The organism is Pseudobutyrivibrio ruminis HUN009, from assembly GCF_000703005.1.
Taxonomy (GTDB): domain Bacteria; phylum Bacillota; class Clostridia; order Lachnospirales; family Lachnospiraceae; genus Pseudobutyrivibrio; species Pseudobutyrivibrio ruminis_A.
Window position 1 is genome coordinate 1,708,498 of record NZ_JNLH01000001.1, and the last position, 24,321, is coordinate 1,732,818.

General features: G+C 40.4%; 14 protein-coding genes. All 14 read left to right on the top strand.

All coding sequences use genetic code 11. The features are described 5' to 3' along the window. Position 1 precedes the first annotated feature (1 nt). The 14 genes from BO15_RS0107680 to gtfB all read left to right on the top strand — a co-directional run bounded on the left by BO15_RS0107680 (position 2) and on the right by gtfB (position 24,279). Positions 2–1,168 carry a hypothetical protein gene (locus BO15_RS0107680; RefSeq protein ID WP_033153803.1) on the top strand — a complete coding sequence of 389 codons (1,167 nt, stop codon included), beginning with the start codon at positions 2–4 and terminating at the stop codon, positions 1,166–1,168. A 123-nt stretch (positions 1,169–1,291) separates the two neighbouring features. After that, the gene (locus BO15_RS0107685) at positions 1,292–1,645 is read left to right on the top strand and encodes a hypothetical protein (RefSeq protein ID WP_033153804.1); all 354 of its coding nucleotides are present in this window, start codon (positions 1,292–1,294) and stop codon (positions 1,643–1,645) included. 4 nt (positions 1,646–1,649) lie between these two features. Next, positions 1,650–2,894, top strand: coding sequence for a class B sortase (gene srtB, locus BO15_RS13205; RefSeq protein WP_081828588.1), 1,245 nt, complete (start codon positions 1,650–1,652; stop codon positions 2,892–2,894). 155 nt (positions 2,895–3,049) lie between these two features. Next, positions 3,050–8,371, top strand: coding sequence for a hypothetical protein (locus BO15_RS13750; RefSeq protein ID WP_052169839.1), 5,322 nt, complete (start codon positions 3,050–3,052; stop codon positions 8,369–8,371). A 274-nt stretch (positions 8,372–8,645) separates the two neighbouring features. Next, positions 8,646–10,655: a hypothetical protein gene (locus tag BO15_RS13755; protein WP_052169840.1), complete on the top strand. Its 2,010-nt coding sequence runs from the start codon at positions 8,646–8,648 to the stop codon at positions 10,653–10,655. Between the two features lie 102 nt (positions 10,656–10,757). Next, entirely contained in the window at positions 10,758–11,780 is a 1,023-nt protein-coding gene (locus BO15_RS0107710; RefSeq protein ID WP_033153805.1) for a hypothetical protein, read from the top strand. 67 nt (positions 11,781–11,847) lie between these two features. Next, positions 11,848–13,341 (top strand): accessory Sec system protein Asp2, encoded by a 1,494-nt coding sequence (asp2, locus tag BO15_RS0107715; RefSeq protein ID WP_033153806.1) that lies wholly within the window; start codon positions 11,848–11,850, stop codon positions 13,339–13,341. 145 nt (positions 13,342–13,486) lie between these two features. Continuing rightward, positions 13,487–15,721 carry a hypothetical protein gene (locus BO15_RS13760; RefSeq protein WP_052169841.1) on the top strand — a complete coding sequence of 745 codons (2,235 nt, stop codon included), beginning with the start codon at positions 13,487–13,489 and terminating at the stop codon, positions 15,719–15,721. 160 nt (positions 15,722–15,881) lie between these two features. Beyond that, positions 15,882–17,027: a preprotein translocase subunit SecY gene (locus tag BO15_RS0107725; RefSeq protein WP_167541220.1), complete on the top strand. Its 1,146-nt coding sequence runs from the start codon at positions 15,882–15,884 to the stop codon at positions 17,025–17,027. A 12-nt stretch (positions 17,028–17,039) separates the two neighbouring features. Continuing rightward, entirely contained in the window at positions 17,040–18,650 is a 1,611-nt protein-coding gene (asp1, locus tag BO15_RS0107730; protein WP_033153808.1) for an accessory Sec system protein Asp1, read from the top strand. Next, positions 18,651–19,094, top strand: coding sequence for an accessory Sec system protein Asp3 (gene asp3 / locus BO15_RS0107735; RefSeq protein ID WP_033153809.1), 444 nt, complete (start codon positions 18,651–18,653; stop codon positions 19,092–19,094). Further along, on the top strand, positions 19,094–21,433 hold the full coding sequence (gene secA2 / locus BO15_RS0107740; RefSeq protein ID WP_242843759.1) for an accessory Sec system translocase SecA2: 2,340 nt from the start codon (positions 19,094–19,096) through the stop codon (positions 21,431–21,433). The genes asp3 and secA2 overlap by 1 nt, the downstream gene beginning before the upstream one ends. Positions 21,434–21,457: 24 nt before the next feature. Further along, entirely contained in the window at positions 21,458–22,954 is a 1,497-nt protein-coding gene (gtfA, locus tag BO15_RS0107745; RefSeq protein WP_033153811.1) for an accessory Sec system glycosyltransferase GtfA, read from the top strand. Next, a complete protein-coding gene (gtfB, locus tag BO15_RS0107750; protein WP_033153812.1) occupies positions 22,927–24,279 on the top strand; it encodes an accessory Sec system glycosylation chaperone GtfB in 1,353 nt (450 codons plus the stop codon). Before gtfA ends, gtfB begins: the two co-directional genes overlap by 28 nt. The last annotated feature ends 42 nt before the right edge of the window (positions 24,280–24,321 follow it).

Here is a 24,321-nt window from a genome sequence, read left to right on the forward strand (position 1 = left end):
GATGAAAATCTTAAAGAAAGCTTTTAGCGTAATCTTTACACTTGCCTTCTTATTATCAGTGTTTGCTGTTGATTCTACAGTAGTAAATGCAACAGAGGCTACTACAGAAGAAACTACTACAGAAGCCACTACTACACAAGAAACTACTACAGTTTCTACATATACCTACAGAATCAAGATTTCTCTTGGTAATAACGCAAATGCGTATTTTGATGATACAGCAGTTGCAGAACTTGGGAAGACTCTCACAGTATCACAATCAGGTAAGAATCTTGTTATCAGTGAGTTAAATTATGGTGATGATGTCACATTCAACTTTGGTGATCTTATCAAAGTAAAGACTGACAATGCTGAAACAAATACTTCTAAGTACTATGTAAAGGGACTTAGAGTTGCAGGTAGTGATGATTTAGTAAAGGATACAAATAAGATTGTAAAGCTTCATGTAGTAGGTGATGAATCTTATGTTGTGGCTTACGGTGTTGGAAATATTATTCCATACATAGTTCGTTACGTAGACGAAGATACAAATGAGCTGTTGCCAGATGAAAAGCTTTACGCAGCAGAGGGCGAAGTAGTTTATGTTCCAGCTCGTCATATTAAGGGATATGTTCCGGACTACTACTATAGAACAGCTTCAAAAGGTCTTAAGAAGGATACAGTTTTCACATTCGAATATCACAAGCGTGTTATTGGTGAGGAAACAGAAGTAATAGAAAAGACTGAGGAATCTTCTTCAACAATAGAAGGTGATCCAGAGTACGAGTATGAATACGAGTACATCGATGGAGGTTCTACTGGTACAACAACTGGTGGCGGAAATACTACAGTTACAACTCAGAATAATGGCGGTGGTCATGGTGGTACAGTAAATAACCGTGCTGATGGAGATGGTGGAGCCGATGCTGGCAATGCAGATGCAGGTGCAGCCGGAAATGATGGCGGCGAAGCAATTGAAGACGGCAATACACCAGGTGGTATCTTAGACATCGACGATGAAGAAGTTGCTAAGGCCGGTGGTACTCGCGATACATTGATTCGCAATATGATTATTGGAATCATCATTGCAATCATCGCAGTTGCTTCAATTCTTGTTACACTTTACATTGCAAATAAGAAGAGAAAGCAGGAGCTTGTAAAGGTTGAAAAGCACGACGATAATGAATAAATAAGTTTTTAAGAGGAAGCGATTTGCTTCCTCTTTTTTTTATTAATACTTGCCATTTTTATTATTTATTTGCCAATTATTTCAGTACGGGGTGAAAATATGTTACACTGTCTATGAGGAAACATGCGTAAAGTTTTTAGAGGTATTATTAGTTTCTTCAGGGGAGTAAAAGAGAATATGAGGGGAAAGATTAAAAAGAGCATTTTAATAATATGCTTAAGTTTATTCATAGCCCTGCCAGTATATGCTAGCGAAGAAAAAGACAAAACGGAACAAGTGCAGGAGCAGGTAGTAGACGAATCAAAGCAGCAAGTGGAAATTGAGGAAGAGGAGGTTCCACTTGGATTGGAAAACATGGCCACTTTTGAGCGATACAAACGTGATGTAGTGGTTATGATAGTCTTTGGCTCGTTGGTTGTTGTGACTACCATTGCCGCAACAATTAAAGAAAAAAATGAGAGGGAAAATCTAAACTAGCACAATGAATTCTAGAGTTTTTAAAGTAATAGGAAATCTGTTAATTGGATTGATAATTCTAGCATGCTTACCAGTAGCGGTACCAAGGGTGCTAGGTATACAAACATATAACGTAATATCAGGATCGATGGAGCCTTCTATATCAGTAGGCTCCATTGTCTATGTGAAGAATACGGAGTTTGAAGCTCTGGCAGAGGGGGATGTGATTGCCTTCGAATCTGGAGCCAGCGTGGTGACTCACCGAATCACATCTATTGATTCACAGTCGAAGCTAATCACCACAAAGGGCGATGCAAATAACAATGAAGATTTTGTTCCAGTAGCATATGTGAATGTTATTGGACGTGTTGTGGCTCATGTTCCTTTTTTAGGTTACATTGCATCATGGCTTTCTGAAATAACGGGAAAGATTGTTGCGGTGATGTTGCTAATCATTGGATTGCTATTATCAAATGCAGGAGATAAAAGTCAGGATAAAGAAAAGGCTGAAAATAAAAAGCATAATACAAAGGTCAATCCAAAAGTGTTCCTGGCTCTTGGCTTAGTAATCATCGTTGGTTCCATGGGCGGTTTCATATATATATTTATGGATTATCAAAGCTCAAACAGTTTATATAGTGAACTTAATTCTTCCTATATAAATATAAATGAGCAGGTTAGCGACGATTCATGGGACAGCATGATAGATGTTGATTTTGATTCCCTTCAGCAGATTAATCCAGATGTGGTTGCATGGATTTACGTAGAGGGTACAGATATCAGTTATCCTATTTTGTATTCAGGTGATGATGAGACATATCTTCGTACCACAATGGAAGGTGAAAGTGCAAAGGCTGGTTCCATTTTCCTTGAGGGATACAATTATCCTGATTTTAAAGATAGCCACAGCATCATCTATGGCCACAACATGAGAAACCTCTCAATGTTTGGTACGTTAAAATATTACAAAACAGAGGAAGGATATTTGGATGAACATCGATATTTCCAAATAATCACACCTGATTCGAAAATGCGGTATGAGATTTTTTCATATTTTGATACGGAGGCGGCATCTTGGGTTTATGCTGTTCCATATTCAGATTGTGAAGAGTTCGAGGATTACATTTCAGAGCTGCTTCGTCATTCATACGAAGTAGTGGATACAGAGGAAGTTACCTCAGCAGATAGGGTGGTGACCCTGTCGACATGCTCAACATCGGGCATGAGATTTACAGTACACGGAGTTTTAAGAGAAGATATATCGTTATAAATTTGACGAGAAATTATTATTTGGCAGAAATGTAACTTTTTTGGCAAGAATAGTTACGAAATTCTATTTAAAAAAATAAATTGCGTGATAGAATAACATTAAATGATAATTGGACAATAATTTGTAATGGTATATTAAATAGAAGGAGTACAAGGATGTCAAAGAAGAAGGTCGAGAATTTGTTAAAGGGAGTAGCAATCACAGGCGCTACAGTTGGCGGGGCTTCAGTGCTTGGTGATGCTAATTTAGCTTATGCTGCTGAGCTTGGCGAAGAACAGGCTGCTGCTAATGCCGAAGGCGTTATCGTCCTTGAGACAACACAGGTTCAGGCAGAGCAGGTTGTTGAGACTACAGTTCAGTCAGTACAACAGGAAACAGTAGAGGTTGCGGCTGTTGCTGAATCTTCAACTCAAATAGAAGAAGTTGATCTTGAAGCATCTGCCGTTACAAATACAGATACACAGGTTGCAGCTAATCTTGATGAGACTGCTCCAGTAAATGAAAACGCTCCGGTAAATGAAAACACACCAGTAGATGAAAATGCATCTAACGTTGCTTCTGAAGTTGCAGTTGTATCTGAATCAGCTAGCACTTCATTATCAACAGAGGATTCTCAGATAGAATCAACATCTGAATCATCTAAAGAATCTCTTTCAACAGAGACTTCTGAAATCGAATCTACATCGACATCATCAGCAGATTCATTAAAATCAGAAAATGATGAAATTGCAAGTACATCAACATCTAATTCACAGGAGTTAGCTTCAGAGTCAGCTAGCCTTTCTACAGCTATGTCTGAGGCAGAGACTGCATATGAATCAGCATCCACATCTTTCTCAGAAGCAGGATTAGAGGATGATTATCTTGAAAATCTTATTAAAGAAATCGAGCAGGCACAGGAAGAGCTTAAGGCAGCTCAGGAAGTTGCAAAGGCAAACGGTCAGTGGCTCAACCATTCAGGTTCTTCTAATAACTATTATGGATATGGCGATAAGCTTGCAAACCTTCTTATTCAGTATGCATTCTACCAGGAAGGCTATGTAGGTGAAATCGTATATAGCGAGTGGGATTCTAGCAACTACACAACAAACAGCGTAAAGGTAACATACATCGATGCAGCTGGAGAGACAAAGTATGCATACTTCGATTATGTAACAGTAGATGACAATGGCAACGCACTTGCAGCAGGTGATGGTGCATCATTTAGAGGAACTGAGAATTCAGATCAGCACGACAATCCATATGTTGTTGGTGGAATCATGGTTGTTCAGAAGACTGTTCAGTACTCTGACGGCAATGGCAATGTGCTTACATGGGATTATCAGACTCTTACAGCTGAGGATGGCACTGAGACTACAGAGTGTGTTTACTACATCAATGGTGTAGAAACAGATGCTGAGGTTGTACTTAATGAGGATGGTACATTCTCAATCACAGGAACTTCTGCTATTAATTCTGAAACTACAATTGTAAGAGATACATGCTGGGGAACATATAAGTCAGCAGATGGAACAACTTACTACGATCTTGGACAGTATTCATCAGCAGATAACAATTGGAATAATACATTTGGCGGTTTGACTAGAAATACCAGTGATTCATCAGTTGGGGTTGTTTCCACAGATGCTTCAGGTATTAAGAGCGTTTCAACTCTAGTAGATGAAAGTGGTAATACAGTAAATCTTATTACACAGAAAAAGTCATATCAGTTAAATAAATGGGTATGGGCTGAAAAGTCTTATACAGCAATCGAAATCGGAGGCGAGACATACTACTATCACTCATCAAATATAGTAAAGAACGGTGATGGTACATATACTCTTTACGCATATACTGATGAGGCAGGCTCGACATATGAAACACAGGTTATCACGCTTTATTCAGCAGCAAGCACAGCATCTACCACAAACACATTCTCTCCAAAGTTTGTTGCTAAAGAGAATGATGGTAGCGACACATACACCAACAAGTTTGGCGAAGTAAAAGATGGTAACTTTGGAAAGAAGGGTTACGTATATTATTCAGAAGATGATTTCAATACAGGAAAAGATGACTATGCTGAGGAGAGAAGCCAGGTAACATCACTTTCAGAGTCAGCAAGCCAGGTTGCTTCAGAGTCTTCTTCTTGGGAGGCATCTGTAAGTGCAAGTGCTGAGGCTTCACAGAGTGAGTCTGGAATCAGAAGCGAATCAGTATCAGAGAGTGCTGCTTCGTCAGAAAGCGCATCACAGTCTCGCAGCCAGTCATTATCAGAAAGTGCAGCAGCATCTGATAGTGCTTCATTATCTAGATCAGAATCACTCAGTGAATCAGCACGCGAAAGTGCATCAATGAGCGAGAGCATTAGCACATCACTTAGCGCAAGCTTATCAGAGTATGTAAGCCAGAGCATGTCTGTAAGTGCGAGTGTGTCTGCATCAGCAAGTGCGAGCGCATCAACAAGCGCAAGCACATCAGCTAGTACAAGTGCATCAACAAGCACAAGTGCTTCAGAAAGTGCATCTACATCAGCAAGCGAGAGCGCATCAACAAGTGCAAGTACATCAACAAGCTTAAGTGATTCAGCATCAGTGAGTGAGTCAACAAGTACAAGTACTTCAACAAGTGCAAGCACATCAGCTAGTACAAGTGCTTCAGAAAGTGCATCTACATCAGCAAGCGAGAGCGCTTCAACAAGTGCAAGTACATCAACAAGCTTAAGTGATTCAGCATCAGTGAGTGAGTCAACAAGTACATCACTTAGCAATAGTGAATCAGCAAGCATAAGTACAAGCATCTCAATTAGTGAGAGTGTATCAGCAAGCTTGAGTATTTCTGAATCAGTGAGCGAAAGCTTATCAGCAAGCGAGAGTGCATCAACAAGCTTAAGTGATTCAGCATCAGTAAGTGAATCAACAAGCGCATCACTTAGCCAGAGTGAGTCAGCAAGCACAAGTGCATCAACAAGTGTAAGTACATCAACAAGCTTGAGTGAGTCAACAAGTACATCACTTAGCAATAGTGAATCAGCAAGTACAAGTGCATCAAATAGTGCAAGCGCATCAGCAAGTGAGAGCGCATCAACAAGTGCAAGCACATCAGCAAGTGAGAGCGCCTCAACAAGCGCAAGTACATCAGCAAGTGAGAGTGCCTCAACAAGTGCAAGCACATCAGTAAGTGAGAGCACCTCAACAAGTGCAAGCACATCAGCAAGTGAGAGCGCATCAACAAGTGCAAGTATATCAGCAAGTGAGAGTGCCTCAACAAGTGTTAGTACATCAGCTAGTACAAGTGCTTCAACAAGCGCAAGTGCATCGACAAGTGTCAGCATATCAACAAGCTTGAGTGAATCAGCAAGCGCAAGTGTATCAGCAAGTGAGAGTGCATCGACAAGTGTAAGTACATCAACAAGCTTAAGTGATTCAGCATCAGTAAGTGAATCAACAAGTACATCGCTTAGCCAGAGCGAGTCAGCAAGCACAAGTGCAAGCTTATCAGCTAGCGAAAGTGCATCAACAAGCTTGAGCGAGTCAACAAGTACATCACTTAGTGATAGCGCATCAGCAAGTGAGAGCGCCTCAACAAGCGCAAGTACATCAGCAAGTGAGAGTGCATCAACAAGTGCAAGCACATCAGTAAGTGAGAGCGCCTCAACAAGTGCAAGTGCATCAGCAAGTGAGAGTGCATCGACAAGTGTAAGTACATCAACAAGCTTGAGTGAGTCAACAAGTGCGTCACTTAGCCAGAGCGAATCAGCAAGTACAAGCGCATCAGAGAGTGCAAGTACATCGACAAGTATGAGTGATTCAACATCAGTAAGTGAGTCAACAAGTACATCACTCAGCCAGAGTACATCAGCAAGTACTAGTGCATCAGAGAGTGCATCTACATCAGCAAGTGATAGCGCATCAACAAGTGCAAGTACATCAGCAAGCTTAAGTGATTCAGCATCAGTGAGTGAGTCAACAAGTACATCACTTAGCAATAGTGAATCAGCAAGCACAAGCGCATCAACAAGTGCAAGTACATCAGCTAGTACAAGCGAATCAACAAGCACAAGCACATCAGCAAGTGAAAGTGCATCAACAAGCTTGAGCGAGTCAACAAGTACATCACTTAGCAATAGTGAATCAGCAAGCACAAGTGCCTCAACAAGCGCAAGTGCATCAGCAAGTGAGAGTGCATCTACATCAGCAAGCTTGAGCGAGTCAACAAGCACATCACTCAGTGATAGCACATCAGCAAGCTTGTCTGAGTCAACAAGCACATCACTCAGTGATAGCACATCAACAAGTTTAAGTGAGTCAACAAGTACATCACTTAGCCAGAGTGAATCAACAAGTGCAAGTATTTCAATTAGTGAGAGTGTTTCTGCAAGCTTAAGTATTTCTGAATCAGTAAGTGAAAGCCTATCAGCAAGCACAAGTGCTTCAGAATCTATAAGTGCTTCTGTAAGTGAGAGCTTATCAGCAAGTGAAAGTGCTTCAACAAGCGCAAGTATTTCAGCAAGTGAAAGTGCCTCAATAAGCGCAAGCACATCAGCAAGTACAAGTGCATCAGAGAGTGCTTCAACAAGCACAAGTGAATCAGCAAGTGCAAGCACATCAACAAGCTTAAGTAACTCAGCATCAGAGAGTACAAGTACATCACTTAGTGAGAGCACCTCAGTAAGCTTGAGTGAATCAACAAGTACATCGCTTAGCCAGAGCGAGTCTGCTTCAACAAGCGCAAGCTTGTCTGAGTCAGCAAGCATAAGTACTTCACTTAGTGAGAGTGCATCAATATCAGAGAGCCTTTCAACAAGCGTATCACTTAGCGAGAGAGCTTTAACATCTGAGAGTATTTCACTCTCAGAGAGTGCAAGCATGTCACTTTCAGTTAGCCTTAGCTTGTCAGAGAGCATGAGTCTTAGTGCTTCAGAGAGAGCAAGCTTGAGCAACAGTACATCAGCAAGCGCAAGTGCATCGACAAGTGCAAGTACATCAGCAAGTGCAAGCGCATCAGCAAGCCAGAGTGCTTCAGCTTCAGCAAGCACAAGTGCATCAGAGTCAGCAAGTAGATCTGCAGCTACAAGTACAGCAAGTAACAACAATGGAAATGGCGAATCTAGCACTCCTTCATCAGCAAGTGAGACAAATGGCACAGCTACTACAACAACAGCAACAACAACTTCTTCATATAATGAAGTTTCAACAGATGCTTCATCTACAAGTACAGTTTCATCATTCAATGAGATTGGCGGAGCTGAGACAACAATTGAGGAACAGCAGGTACCACTTGCTGTAAGATTAGACTCAACAGATGATTTGGCATCAGAGTTTGAGGATGAGTACACAACAATCCAGGATGAGGAGACACCACTTTCTATCACAAAGAGCGGTTTAGGTGGAAGAGTTTGGTGGTATTGGATTCTTATCATTATCACAGCAATTACTGGAAAGGTTGCTAAGGATAAGAGAAGCATTGTTGAAAAGGAAGTTGAAGATACAGATAAGTAATTAAAGTTACATATTGTATACAATTGAGAATAAAGTCACATATATTGTGGGTAATGTGTGGTATTTCACATATAAAACACAATATATGTGACTTTTTTGTGTACGTGGCAATATCATGCAACAGATGGCAAGAACCTCTATAAAAAAACACTATTCGTTCACAATTTCCCCGTAGTATGACAGTACAAAATCAAGAACGTTACAGAGAATAATGTTTATTCCCGGACGGAACCGGAAAGAAGTATTGGAGATTCCACGAAAGGAGACGGATATTATGACAAAGAGAAATATGAGGGTTAAAAGTTTATTACTTGCAGCGGCTATGACAGGGTCTTCATTTGCAGGAGCATATGCATTTAATGATGTTAATATAGCCTATGCATCAGAGGCGCCAACAGCAGAGGCACCAGCAGCGGAAGCGCCAGCAGTAGAGGCACCAGCAGCAGAAGCACCAGCAGTAGAAGCACCAGTAGTCGAGACACCAGTAGTCGAGACACCAGTAGTTGAGACACCAGTAGTCGAGACACCAGTAGTTGAGACGCCAGTAGCAGAAGCACCAGCAGTAGAGGCACCAGCCGCAGAAGCACCAGCAGTAGAGGCACCAGCCGCAGAGGTACCAGCAACAGAGGCACTGGAAGTAGAAGCGCCAGCAGCAGAGGAAACACCAGCAGAAGCACTTGTACCTGAAGAAGCAGAAGCACCAGAAGCACCAGCAGAAGTAATCATACCAGCAGAGGAAGTGCCAACAGAAGTAATGCCTATGCGATTAATGATGGCTGCACCAGCACAAGGGGACGAGGAAGATCCTATTGTTACATATGGAAATGAAATCAGAGATGCAGGAGAAGGAGCAGATATTACAGGTTCAGCTACAAATCTATTGGGAGCATACTTTGAAGGTTCTACAGTAACAACAGATACTACTGATGGAAATACCGTATATGCGGTAACAGATGCTGAAAACAATACAGTATATTATACATACAGTGGTGTAGATGAGAATGGAACAATAGTATTTAATCAAGTAGAAGTAGCAACTGTAGTAACTGTGACAGAAGAAAATTTAAATCCTAATCAATTCCATGATAAGGTGGCTGGTTTAGAATATGGTGTTGACTACACATTCACAATGGATGATAAGGAAAGAGAAGACTTAGATCATGCCACAGATACACCTGAAGGTTTGATAGATACAGTAAATAAATTTAAAGGAAATAAACATTACAAGAACTATTATGGATATGAAACAGCTGCAGAACCAGATTTATGGATTTATCCAGTTGGATATGAGAACCAGAAGAGAGATAAATTACCATTAGCTTGCTTAGCTGATCCTACAAAAGCATATTTAGGAATGTGGAATAGTGGAAACAATTATTCATGGTGTATTTGGGATGGAACAGTATGGCGAAGCATAGTTATTGATGGCGATACCGTTAGCACACCTGAATTATACACAGGTGGTGATGGAACTTTACATCCAATCAAAGTTTTAGGATATGCGGAAGGAAATTATATTTACAAATTTACGAAGAAGTATGATTTACAATATCTTGGAACACAGATTACAGGCACAGATGTAACAATTAACTTTGATAAGCCAATTATCCCAGATCCAGATCCAACACCAGATCCAGATCCAACACCAGATCCAGATCCAACACCAGATCCAGATCCAACACCAGATCCAGATCCAACACCAGATCCAGACCCAACACCAGATCCAGATCCTAACCCAGAGCCAGAACCACAGCCAGAGCCAGAACCAGAACCAGAGCCACAGCCAGAGCCACAGCCTGAGCCAGAGCCAGAACCACAGCCTGAGCCAGAGCCAGAACCACAGCCAGAGCCACAGCCTGAGCCAACACCAACTCCAGAGGAACCTACAGGTGGTGCGCCAGAAACTCCTATAGTACCTGGTGTTTATGTTCCAACATACGTTACAGCTACAACACCTATACTTCCAATAGTTCCTACATTTGCTCAGACAGTACTTCCAGTAATAATCGATGATGGACTTGTTCCTCTCGCTGGCGGTCTTGAAGAAGTAGCAGATACTGTCGAAGAAGCAGCAGTTGTTGAAGAAGTAGTAGAAGCTCCTGCTAATGATACAGAAGTAGCTACAATTTCAATCGAGGATGAAGAAACAGCTAAAGGTCTTGCAGACCTTGGCGCAGGAAGAATTTGGTGGTATTGGATTCTCATTATCATCACTGGCATTTCAGCTTTAGTATCATATGATAAGAAACGAAGATTTGCTAAAGAAATAAATAATGAGAAATAATTCACAAAAGTGTGTGGAATGTAACTAGAAAGTGAATTATAATATAAGAGTGGAAGATGTCAGACATTTTCCACTCTTTGTATTATGAGTAGGAGGTAATATATGAACAAAAATCTAAAAAGGTGCTTAGAATTCCTTGCGATTGTCGTAATCACTGGTATTGTTGCAATTTCAAGTCCATTAAATCCTTGGATGAACAATGTCTTTACTCAGGTTCAGGAAGAAATCCTTAGTATTGCGTATTCAGTAAGAGAAGGATATCTAGCATATGTTGAATTGGACGGTCACTACGGACCGGTTGTATATGAGTTCTTTGGACTTGGTTATTTACCAACAGACACTCACTTAGTTCAGTTCATAATGGAGACAGCTCTCAATTTTGTGTCTATATTATTCTTATATAAGACAGCAAAGCTTTACACATCGAATATTTTTGCTTGGGTTGCAGCAGCAGTGGTTGCAATCTTTGAATGGGGAGCACTTACTCATGCTGGTGCAGAAGAAATATTGTTCTTTATTATGTCACTGACTTGTTACCATGTGGCACGCCAGTTAAAGGTTGGAATGCTTTCACATCACACATATTTACTTGCTATCGATTTGGGATTGGTTCTTTTCCTTCAACCAGGATATGCAATATTCTGGGCAATATTGATTGTATTCTTTGCAATCAAATTCAAGGTTGATGGCATTGATGGAAAGGGATACAGAACATTCTGGTTCTCAACAGTTGAGGGTTGGATAACCGTAGCAGTCCCAATGGGATTATATTTATGGTATTTCAAAAATGGAGCAGCATTTTTGCAGAATGTTGTTGTATATAATTTGAGCAATATTGGTTCATTTGGCGAAGGACTAAAGGTAGTTCTTGCAACACCTTGGACTATCGCAATTGCGGTACTTGTAATTGCAATTATCATCAAGGTTGTTAAGAATGAAAATGTTGCTGATTTATGTATTTGGCTTGGAGTAGTAATCTGTGCAATAATAGTAGTAGCACTACAGGGGGAGAATCTTGATTCGTTCAAGGTAGCAGTTAGAGCACTCTATATTGTTCCAGTTGCTAGTATCCTTTCACTTTTGGATAAGCCACTTGGACTGAAAATAGAGGAAAGAGATAATTAAGATTTATAGGCCCAGCTTGTAGTAATGCTTGCTGGGCTTTAATATTGCACGAAGGGCTTAAATTTTCATGGATAAGATTAGAATTTTACAGATTGGAACAGAAAGTTGGGAAAACAAATATAGCTATCCTGACAATGTAAAGATTATCTTTGCTGACAATGCAATCGAAAAGAAAAAAGAAATATATGAGATTGTTATGCTTGAAAGAAATCTGGAGGAGGACGAGGTTGAGGCAGTTTTACAAATGTCCATGTCATACTGCGTCTTTATTGTTGGAGATTTCAAGCTTAATCGGCCTACCACCAGACTTTTCAATCGAAGAATGGGCAAAAATTTGGCGGTGGAGGATATTCAGGATTTTCTGACCAATGAGACAAAGAAGTATTTTCCACATCCATATGGAGAAAAGTTTAAGCCAGAAAACGTTGGTATTGCTCAGGGCTTCAAAGGAAGCATCAGATGGAATGGACAGTATGCTGTAGAGTTACAGGGGGATTATGGAAATGAGTTTACCCAGGTAGCTTTCTGGAAAAACAATATTCCTTTATTAAAGAATCAGGGCCTGGAATTTTGGTTAGAGTATGAAAAGGATGATTCAATCGAAATATCACTGGCTATAACACAGTTTGTGCCAGGTTCACTTTCAGAGGTCAGGGATTCATGGATCTTTAGTGAAGAAGAATTAAAAGAACCAGTCCTTATTGAAGGTCGAAATGGTGATGGACAGCTGTTTGTATCACTTCGTGCAGCAGGCCAGGGAAAGCTTAACATTATTGCTTTACATGACCGTGTATCTAGATGGGATTTAGGTACATTTATGGTGGGTGGTAAACGTTATGTCACATCTGAACGAGAGGAGATTTTCTCTTACTTTGATCCAGGAGATTTCAAACCGCCACTTGCAGTTTATTTTTCAGGCTATAAAACCCAAGAAGGTTTTGAAGGATATTACATGATGCGAAAAATGGGATGCCCATTTTTGCTGATTGCAGAGCAACGTTTTGAAGGCGGTGGCTTTTATATGGGAAGCCCAGAATTTGAGTCACTTATGGTAAAGATAATTGACGAGCATTTGAATAAACTGGGATTTTATCCAGATCAGTTGATTCTTTCGGGAATATCTATGGGAACAATTGGCTCATTATATTATGGCTGCGACATGAGACCTCATGCTCTTATTTTAGGAAAACCTTTGGCTAGCCTTGGTGATATCGCTGCAAATGAGACGTTGAAGCGACCAAAAGGATTTCCAACATCACTAGACATTTTAAAGAGATATGGTGGGGGAACAGATAAAGAGGCAATAGATAGGCTTAATGAACGAGTATGGAATAAGATTAGAAATACAGATTTTGGCCATACTAAGTTTATTGTTTCTTATATGATTGAAGATGATTATGATTCTACTGCTTATAATAAATTGATTTCGGAATTGAATTCTGCCGGTGTGCAGGTTTACGGCAAGGGCTTACATGGTAGACATAATGATAATACAGCTGGTATTGGTGCTTGGTTTAAAGGGCAATATGAGCGTGTTTTGAAGGAGGATTTTGACAGATAATTCTTGCAATTTAAGCATTCTGTGAATTGGCAAAAAGTAAGGAAAAATGGCAATAACTGACAGCGGGGAGCAAAAAAAGTTCACAATTTACCGATAAACTATATACAAATAAGAAGAAGGGATTTGTGAAAGAGAGGATTGAAAAATGGGTGAAAAGAAAGTAAGAAGTTTATTAAAAGGAGTAGCCATTACAGGTGCTTCAGTAGGTGGAGCAGCTTTACTTGGCGATGCCGATTTAGTATATGCTATGGAAGAAGCAGCAGGTGAGATAGTTGTAGATACTACGCCAGCACCAGCAGCAGTAGAAGTTACAGCACCGGCACCAGCAGCAGTAGAAGTTGCAGCACCGGCACCAGCAGCAGTAGAAGTTGCAGCGCCAGCACCAGCAGCGGAAGTTGCAGCACCAGCACCAGCAGCGGAAGTTGCAGCACCAGCTCCAGCGGTAGAAACTCCAGCGCCAGTAGCAGAGACACCTACTACACCAGTAGAAGAAGTGCCATCTACTCCAGTAGCAGAAACACCTGCAACTCCAGTAGAGGAAGCTCCAGTTGAGACACCAGCAGCTCCAGCTGTGGAGGCTCCAGTTGAGACACCAGCTACTCCAGCAGAAGAAACTCCTGCGGCTCTAGCCGAGGATACAAATGACGATGTATTCACTATTCTTAGAGGGGCTTATAGAGATGAATCAATTGATGAGAATGAGTTAGCTGAAAACAAGGTTGAGCTTAAAGCTATGAGAAAGGCAGCTCCTCTTGCAACTGAATTAACAAACGATACAGAAACTGATGCTAGCCTTTCTGATACAGCAGAGGCAGCTACCGTATATACGGAGGAACAGATTTCTGAGTCAGGAGTATCACTTTCTACAGTTGAAAGTGAATTATCATCTACATCTGAGCAACTTTCTACTTCAGCATCAGAGGCTGAATCTGAGTATGAAAGCTATTCAGAGACAATGACTACAACATCAGAGGATTATGCATCTAAGAACTACAACATTGCAAAGCTTGATAAATTAGAGCAAGATGTTAAAGCTGCTCAGGCGATTGAAACAGCAAAGAGAGAAGCATTAGCTGATAAGAACAAGAGTTTAGATACTGATTATTTTGAACACGCTTGCAGACCTCTTGCAATTACAATGATTAAATATAACCTTGTAATTGACGGAAAAGCTGATCCTAATTATATTGATAGCGCACAGATTAAATATTACACACCGGATGGATATGATAAAAAGCATTTCTGTACAATTTATTTAGGAACTGATGGACAGGTTCATGAGGAATATTATGATTACGTAACAGCTAATGCTAGAGGTGAAAGTCTCTTTAAATGGTCTGAACTTTCTGAAGAAGATGTTGCCGCAGGTATTACAATTCCAAGAAATATTTCTATAGAGAATTATTCTCCTTATGTTTCAGGAATCAATATTGTTGAGAAGTTTTTACAAGACAATGGCATAAGAAATGGCGGCAACCCGTTTTCATATACATTTAAATGTGATGACGGCACAGAAAAGACATTCAAAATTACAAGACAGAGCTATTCTATGGTGGCAGATGAAAACGGCCATTACAAAGGCAAAGATTACTATGGCTACGCATTCATGAACAGCCAGATGGATGAGCGTTCTGAATTAGCATCAGAGATGTTATCTTTATCAGCAGCAATTGCATCTACTGGTTCACAGGTTGAGGGATACCAGTCAATGGTAGACGAGTATGTAGCTCGTTCTAATGAGCTTGATAGTGCATGGTCACAGTATGCTGCTAACAGCACAAAGACTGCAGAAAGTCTTTCTAACAGCACAAGCACATCTGAGAGCGCAGCAAGCACAGCCGCAAGCCAGCAGGCATCTACAGAAGCTAGTGAGTTAGCATCTAATCAGGCAAGTGAGCAGGCTTCAACAGCAGCAAGCGAGGAAGCTTCTACTGCAGCTAGCACAAGCGCATCAGCAAGTGAGTCAGCAGCAGTTGCAGCAACAGTATCTGCTCCTGTAGCATCTGCATCTACAGCAGCACCAGCAGCTTCTGCACAGACAGTTATGCCAGCAGCAGGTGCTATTGCAAACCAGGCAATCACACCTATCGATGATGCAAGAGTTCCACTTGGTGTTGTAAATGACGACGCAGTTGGTGGCGAAGAAGTGACAGGTGGCCGTGAGTTAATCGTTGAAGGTCGTACAATCGAGGCTGCAAATGAGGCAGAAACTGAAGTAACAGAAATCGCAGATGATGATGTTGCTAAGGGCATTACAGTCACAGAAGATGAAAGCCTTGCAAGAAAAGGTTTCTGGTGGTGGATTATCGCATTGATTACTGGAAAGGTGACATACGATAAGGTTAAAAAAGAAAAGGAAAAAGAGAAAGAAAATAACTAAGACACTTTTCTAATAGTTGGAGGCAACCGAAAGGTTGCCTCTATTTTTTCTACTTTTAGTGTAGTAAAATAAAAGTGCATAATGGGGGGAGGATAATCAGTTGAGACAAAAATTTTTTCCCAAAACACTTATTCAAAAATTAATATTTACCTTCATAATTATGGGAGTTTATCTTGTTGGTAGGGAGCTTCCTTTATATGGAGTTGATTTAGATGCTTATAAAGCATTCCAGAACACTTCTGGAGATCTTATTATGGAAACAATTGGAGGAGATAGATACAAAACCAGTCTGCTGGCACTTGGTATTTCTCCTTTCATGTTTTCTATGCTCTTTGTGCAGGTGATAGTTGCAATAAAGCATGCTGATTCGAAGGCTCATACTTCACCTAAAAAAATAACTAGGGCAACTCTTATTTTGATGTTTGTGTGGGCAAGCATACAAGCATATCTCACCGTTAATTCCACTATTTATATTTATGATGATGGTTGGTCACTAATAATTGCAAAAATCGTATCTGGCTGTCAGATGGTCACTGGAGCCTTTGTTATTTTATGGCTTGCTACGCGTAATGGTAAATACGGTATAGGTGGTCAAACGGTTCTAATCTATGTAAATATCCTGGATAGCGTGGTTAACACAGTTAAGAATTCAGAACTGTGGGAAATGCACGTAATCGGTGGAATAGGATTTTTAGCATTAATTTTCACTATTATTTTTGAAAACAGCGAATACAGAATTCCTATGCAGAGAATTTCTATTCACAATATTTATTCAGATAAAAACTATATCCCTATCAAGCTAAATCCAATTGGAATGATGCCTGTAATGTTTTCTACAGCATTTTTTATGCTGCCAGTATATGTTTCGATGGGACTTAGTATGCTTTTCCCAAATGACAGAAATTTACAGTGGGTATATGAAAATATGGATACAGCTCATCCCCTGGGAATTGTCGTATATACGATAGTGCTATACGTAATTACGATAGTTTTCTCATTTGTATTTATAAGTCCTAAGAACCTTGCTGAATCACTACAAAAGGCTGGGGATAGTATCACTGGTCTTAGATCTGGAAGATACACTCGCAGGTTTATTTCAATTAAAGTATTTTGGATAGCATTTTTCTCTGCAATGTTTATGGGATTTTTTATCATAGTTCCACTTGTTCTTCATCTGAGAGGCTATGTGGAATCAACAGTTATCAGTTTGCCATCAATTTTGATTGCCATGGCAAGTATCAACTGCAATTTATATCGAGAGCTTAGGGCGGTAAGAGATTACGATGCTTATGTGCCTTTCCTATAAGAGGTAATAGATATGCTTTATTTTATTCCAGCGTGGTATCAACAGAATGAGTGGAGAGAGTCCGAACAGAGTTGGCATACACGAAGAATGCATACAGAGTTTGATGACACGGTAAAACAGGTACAGATGTTTTATCGCAGTGGTATGCGAGATTTTAAAATTCTTCTATTAAGCCATGCTCCAAACTTCAGACATTTCCTACATCGCCAGGGAGTTTTTCATGCTCCATACTGGTCTTGTTTTGATGCCATTCAGGAGGTTAAGAAAAGGAAAGCTGCGGTTTTTTCATTTCATAATTTGGACTGGCCACAGGGAATAGAGTTTGTTTATACGCCATTTGTGGTAGTCGCTTATCTGCATAATACAAAGTATGCCCAGATAGATTTCGGTGAAGCTGGCAATCCTATTCAGGTAAGTATGTACAAGAAAGAGGTTCTCAGCCGTCGAAATATCTACGACGATAGAGGCTTCGTTTCATCTACGGAGGTTTATGACAATGGTCGTATGCTCTATACCGATTATCTGACAGAGGCTGGTGTTACGAAGCTTCGTGTGTATGCAGAAACAGGTGCGGTGGAAATCAATGCCAGCTGCAACACCTATCTGGTTTTTAAATCTGATAACACAACAGAGACTAGGACTTTCAAAGAGACAATCTACATGAGTCTTACTGATGTAATCCTGGAAGTGCTTGAAGCACATATTGAGGATGACAATGAAGATGATGTTTTCTGCATTGCTATGCATGAACTGAACTATCAGGCAGCACAGAATCTCATAGGGAAAAAGAAATGTATTCTATCTTTCTACGGAGATAGATACCGCATAAAGGATCATTTAGATTCCAGACCACTAGTAAAAAGGGCAGGATACATCATCACTGATTCTGAGGCAACCACTCGTTATTTGAAGCGAGAGATGGAAGAAGAAATCACTAATATTACGGATATTTCTCCTTACGATTCTAGAATGGATTTTGGTGTTAGCGAAAAGTTGATGGTTCAAAAGGTGCTTGTGCCTGTAGATGGCTTGCCAGAGGAACGTTTTAGGGAAATGATGATTGCCCTGGCAAAGTATTTGCAGATGAATGAGAATGCTGTTATCAGCATATTTACTAGAAATGCTACCTACGATTTGCCTAAAAAGCTTTTAAACAAAATAGCAGATATTCTTGATAGCGAAGGTTTTGACAGGCGCATGGTAATTCACGAGGATGAAGATGCAACTGCTGAAAATGAGGAAATGGAAGCTGAGGAGCAGGAAGAAATTCCTATCAGATTCTTTGTGGAGCAGTGTGTAGATGAGCTATCAGTCAGCAAGTGTATTCGTGAGCAGCGTATCATGATTGATATGCGTCACAATCCTGATTTATTCCTACAGATTAACTGTATCAGTTCAGCCATCCCTCAGATAGTCAGACGCGAAACACAGTATATGCAAAACGGATACAATGGATTTGTTTTGACGGAAATAGACAGAATACCTTTTGCATTGGATTACTTTTTGGGAAGTCTTTTCAATTGGAATCAGGCAAAGGTGTATTCTTACGATATCGGACAGAAATTTACCACAAAGCATCTTCTTGAAAGATGGAAGAATGTAATAGCAGGTTTGGAGAAATAAATGGAAAAGGCAAGTTGGACAATCTATTGGAATGAATACAGTTCAGATACTTATCTATATGGTTCTCAGATAGATTATAAAGCAAGAAATTACGTACATTTTGAAAATGAACTGATGCCACCAGGAACGGTGATAAAGGAGTGGTATTCTCTGACCAACTATCAAGCTCAACGTATCGAACCATCACTTCCTATTATTGATGGCGAGAGCCATTATCGCATAAAAATAAACGTGCATACTCCTACTGGAGGTGGATTTTTGGTGCGCTTGGTATTCCTTGACAGATACGAACGAGAGGCAGGGGATTTTACAGTGAGAGGTACAGAGGCGGAATTTTCATGTCCTTTAAAGACATATAGTTATAGAATGCAGTTGATAAATGCTGGTATGACGGAATTTACATATCATTCAATTACCATTGAAGAGATTGAGGTAGAGCGATAGTGAAAACTAGAAAGCTTGTAAATAAGCTACGAAAAGAACTGAAAAAGGTTAAGTCATATAAGGAGCAGATGGAGCAGCTTACGGACCAGCAATTGTCGGGGTTGACTGCATCCTTCAAGGAGCGTTATTCAAAAGGAGAGTCCCTGGATAAGATTTTGCCAGAGGCTTTTGCTGCTATGTGCGAAGCCGACAAGCGCGTGCTGGGAATGTATCCTTTCGACGTCCAGATTATGGCGGGCATTGCTTTACATCAGGGATATCTGGCAGAGATGAACACAGGCGAAGGAAAGACCCTTACTGCCACATTACCGATGTATCTAAATGGACTTACAGGGGAAGGTGCAATCCTTGTTACAAACAACGAATACCTTGCTTTGCGTGATGCAGAGGAAATGGGACCGGCATATAAATTTATGGGGCTTTCGATTAAGGCTGGTGTTAAGCGTGACGAGGACGATAGATTTGAAAACGATGAAAAGAAGGAAATCTACAAAGCAGATATCGTATATACCACACACTCTGCTCTTGGCTTTGATTACCTTATCAACAATCTGGTAAAGTCTGCCAGTGATAGATTTTTACGACCATTCAATTTCATAATCATTGATGAAGCTGATTCAGTGCTATTGGACAGCGCCAGCACACCACTTGTTATTTCAGGTGCACCACGTGTCCAGTCCAATTTATACGAATCGGCAGATTTCTTCGTTCGTACTCTGAGGGAGAATGAGGACTACGAAGTAGAAGAGAAAAACGTATGGTTCACTGAAAAAGGACTTGAATATGCAGAAGAGTACTTTGGAATCGACAATATTTTTGCGCCAGAGTATTTCGAAATATATCGACATTTGGTACTGGCACTTCGTGCCCACAAGATTATCGAAAAAGGTACAGAGTACATGATATCTGAAAACGGCGAAGTTGCCCTTATCGACGCCAGCTCGGGACGTACTTTAAAGGGCGTAAAGCTTCGTGGTGGACAGCATCAGGCTATCGAATGCAAGGAACGATTAGAGCTTTCTCAGGAAAACCGTTCAATGGCATCCATCACTTATCAGAATTTCTTCTCTATGTTTCCAAAGATGTCGGGGATGAGCGGAACTATCTACGATGCAAAGGATGAGCTGTACGATGTTTATGGCAAGCAGGTAGTAGTTATTCCAACCAACAATCCAATTCAGCGAGTGGATTGTCCTGATTGGTATTTCAGCGATTCCAAGAAGCAGTTTGAGGCGGCTATTCGTCTTGCTGTCAAAAAGCATGATACAGGTCAGCCGGTGCTTATTGTTACAACCATGATTGCAGATACTGAAATCATTTCACATCTGCTGGTAGAGAAGGGCTTACCACATTCAGTGCTTAATGCCAATAATGCTTTCTGGGAGGCTGATATTATCAAGGAAGCAGGACAGATGGGAGCAATGACAGTTGCTACATCCATGGCAGGACGTGGTACAGATATTAAGCTTGGACCAGGTGTAAAGGAGCTGGGAGGTCTGGCAGTTATTGGCGTAGGCCGTATGCTAAACATCCGCGATGAGCGTCAGGCGAGAGGCCGTTCCGGAAGACAGGGTGATCCTGGATACAGTAGATTCATCGTATCTTTGGAGGACGATATTGTTGAAAAAGGTACAGATTTAGAAAAGATTCAGAAATATATCGACGGAACAAAACGTATAAGCGATAGAAAAATCAAGCGAATTGTTAATAACGCTCAAAAGATAAATGAGGAGCTTGGCAGTACAAACAGAAAGACTTCAAAGGATTACGACGTAGTTCTTCAGTTGGAGCGTAAGCTGATGTACGACACCAGAGATATGCTGCTTGACGGTGGTACTGTTGAAAAAGACCGTCTACTTCGTATTGCGGAGGATAATGTGGACTTGTTTTTGAAGGAGAATAAGGATTTGGATGTGTCCACACTGAATCGCTATCTTCTGGACAATATTTCTTATAGAATGGAAAAAGATACGGGATATTTGAATCTCAAAAATCGAAACAGAGTTAAGGCATATATTATGGCCAGGGTGGAACAGTCGCTTGAAGAAAAGAAAGCATCCATCGACTCTGAAAGCGCAATGAATGACTTTGTGAGAGTCTCAGCTTTATCGGCAATTGATGAGGCTTGGATTGAGCAGGTTGACTATTTGCAGCAGCTACAGGCGGCAGTATCAGGACGAAGCAGTGCTCAGCGAAATCTTATGTTTGAGTATCATGCAGAGGCTTTGGAATCATTCAGAAAAATGGAAAAATCCATTAAGAGAAATATCATCAGAAATGTATTGCTTTCGGAAGTAAGCATGGATAAAAAGAACAGATTACACATCATACTTCCATAAAAGTTTGGCAGAAAAGGGGCATATATGATTTACAACTTTAATCTAGGAATAGGATGGGCCAGCTCAGGGGTGGAGTATGCTCAAAGCTATAGAGCAAAGGTGCTTCGCAATATTGGGGCTGAGGCAAAGTTCATATTTTCAGATATGTTTTCAAAGGATAATCTTATCGACATGACTAGAAATATTGGATTTGAAGACGATGAAATTATTTGGCTTTACACATTCTTTACGGATTTTAAACCAGGCCCTGTCACCTACACTTTGGAGGATTTAAAGGCAACACTTGGAGATAAATCTTTTTCCTATGAGCGTGAGGGCAAAATAGGAAAGCTGATATTTGAAGGGGATAATAATTTCTATAGAGTCTACTTCGTAAATACGGAGGAGGATTTCGTTCATCGTGTGGAAATGGTTTCCAGGGGATGTTTGGTGCGCAAGGACTATTTCATGTCTAAGCGTGTGTTCTCGGAATACTATGCCCCACTTGATGGCAAGGCACATCTGTATCACAGAAGATTCTTCAATCAGGATGGTAGCCTTGCATACGAGGAAATCAATGATGATGACAATGTCATGTACAAATTCCCAGATAAATTAATATGTTCAAAGGAAGAACTTGTTGGCTATATGACAAGCAAGCTTGGGCTTACCAGCGATGATATCGTAATAATCGATAGAACCACCGGCCAGGGCCAGGCAATCCTTGAAAATGTGGGAGATGCAAAGGTTGGAATTGTCATTCATGCAGACCATTTTAGCGAAGGTGCTACAGATGATGATTATATCTTGTGGAACAATTACTACGAGTATTCCTTCTCTATGCATGATGAAATAGATTTTTATATCACTGCTACGGAGGATCAGAGAAAGCTGTTGTTGCAGCAGTTTGACAAGTATTTAGGTGCAAAGCCGAATATTGTGACTATCCCGGTGGGGGCGCTGCAGGAGCTTAAATATCCGGCAGGTGAGAGAAAGCCGCATTCTCTTATTACGGCGTCACGTCTTGCCACTGAAAAGCACGTGGATTGGATGATAGATGCGGTGGTGGCAGCTCATGATAAAGTGCCAGATATCTCTTTAGATATCTATGGCAAGGGCGCTGCAGAAAAGGATTTGAAAGAGAAGATAAGGTCACTTGGGGCCGATTCGTATATACGATTGATGGGTCAGCACGATTTGACGGATGTGTATATAAATTACGAGGCATATTTATCGGCATCTACCAGTGAGGGATTTGGGCTTACGCTGATGGAGGCAATTGGTTCAGGCTTGCCGATTATCGGCTTTGATGTGCGTTATGGAAATCAGAATTTTATCGACCAGGGAAAGAATGGCTACAGGCTACCTTATGCCACAGGAATGGAAAAGGGAAGACGTCAGAAAGCGATGGTTGATGCAATCTGTAAATTGTTTACAGAGGATGATTTAGAAAAAATGCATAAGCATTCTTATTCAAAGGCAAAAAAATATCTTGCAAGTGAAGTGGAGGCAAAATGGAAAAAACTAATAGAAACGACATAGTTTTGTTGTTCGACTATTTTAATATGGGTAGCCAGGATTTGCTTTTCTCATTTCAGAATGCAGATTATGAAGTAAAGGCTGTCACAATCAATGATGATGGCTTTTTGCCTGATGGCGTTGAAAATGTGTTTGAGCATTTCCTGGGAGATTTTAAGAAGGTGGAAGGCTGTCCTAAAAAGCCTCTTTATTTTAATCAGATTCAGGTGCCAAAGTATTGGCAAATCAGTGGCAATAATTCTAGCGGAAGCATTCATGACAAGGCAAAGGAGCGCGGTAGAATTTTTTATGCTGAGCCAAAGAATAAAAGATTTGTAAAGGTGGTGGATTGGCTTGATGAGGAAGGAAAAGTCAGAGCCAGCGACCACTACAATAAATATGGCATGCTTTACGCCAGAACTATCTTTAACAAAAAGGCTCAAAAGGTAAGCAAGTCTTATTTCAATGGCCATGGACAGGAAATCATTGTTGAAAACTTTGTTACAGGAGACATCATTTTAAATATTGATGATCAGTCTCTGTTTTTCAAGAATCGTACAGAATTTGTGGTTTATTATCTAAAGTCTTTGGGTCTTGAAAAGCATAGATTATTTTTTAACTCTTTGTCGGTTCCATTTTTTGTTTCAAATTCTTTACCACCACTTTCAGACGGCAGGGAGGATATATTGTTTTGGCAGGAAGCTACACATGAGGCAATCCCTGGCAATATGCTTTTGATATTTGATGGAAAAGCAAAAAGATGCAAGAGAGTAATAGTGCAGAATCATCCATCCTATGAGCGCCTTAGAATGCTTAATGCACCTGAGGATAAAATGGATGAGTTGGGATATATTTATTCATTCAAAAAGAAAAACCTAGGTCGACCATCTGCTCTTATTTGTACAAATACAGAAAATGTCGAAAAGTTGAAGGAATTGGTGGAGGCTTTACCAGAGTTGAAGTTCCATGTTACCGCGCTTACAGAAATGTCAGCAAAGCTTTTGGCACATGAGAAATATGACAATGTAATCATGTATCCAAATGTAAAAATGTCTACTTTGGATAGACTTTTCTGGGAGTGTGATTTCTTCCTCGATATCAATCGTGAGGGGGAAATTGTTGACGCAACTAGAAAGGCATTTCTTCATAATCAGCTTATTCTGACATTTAACGAAACTGCACATGGATTGACGTATACAGCCCGTGAAAATCGTTTTGAGGCGAAACAGTACCTCAAAATGACAGAAAGGATAAAAAGTCTATTAAAAGACGAGAATCAGCTTAAAACTGCGGTTTACAGTCAGCAAAGATACGCTTTGAATGCATCTGTAGATGATTATACATTTTAGCTAATTGAGTCAAAGTTTCAAACAACTTACTTGTTTGATAAA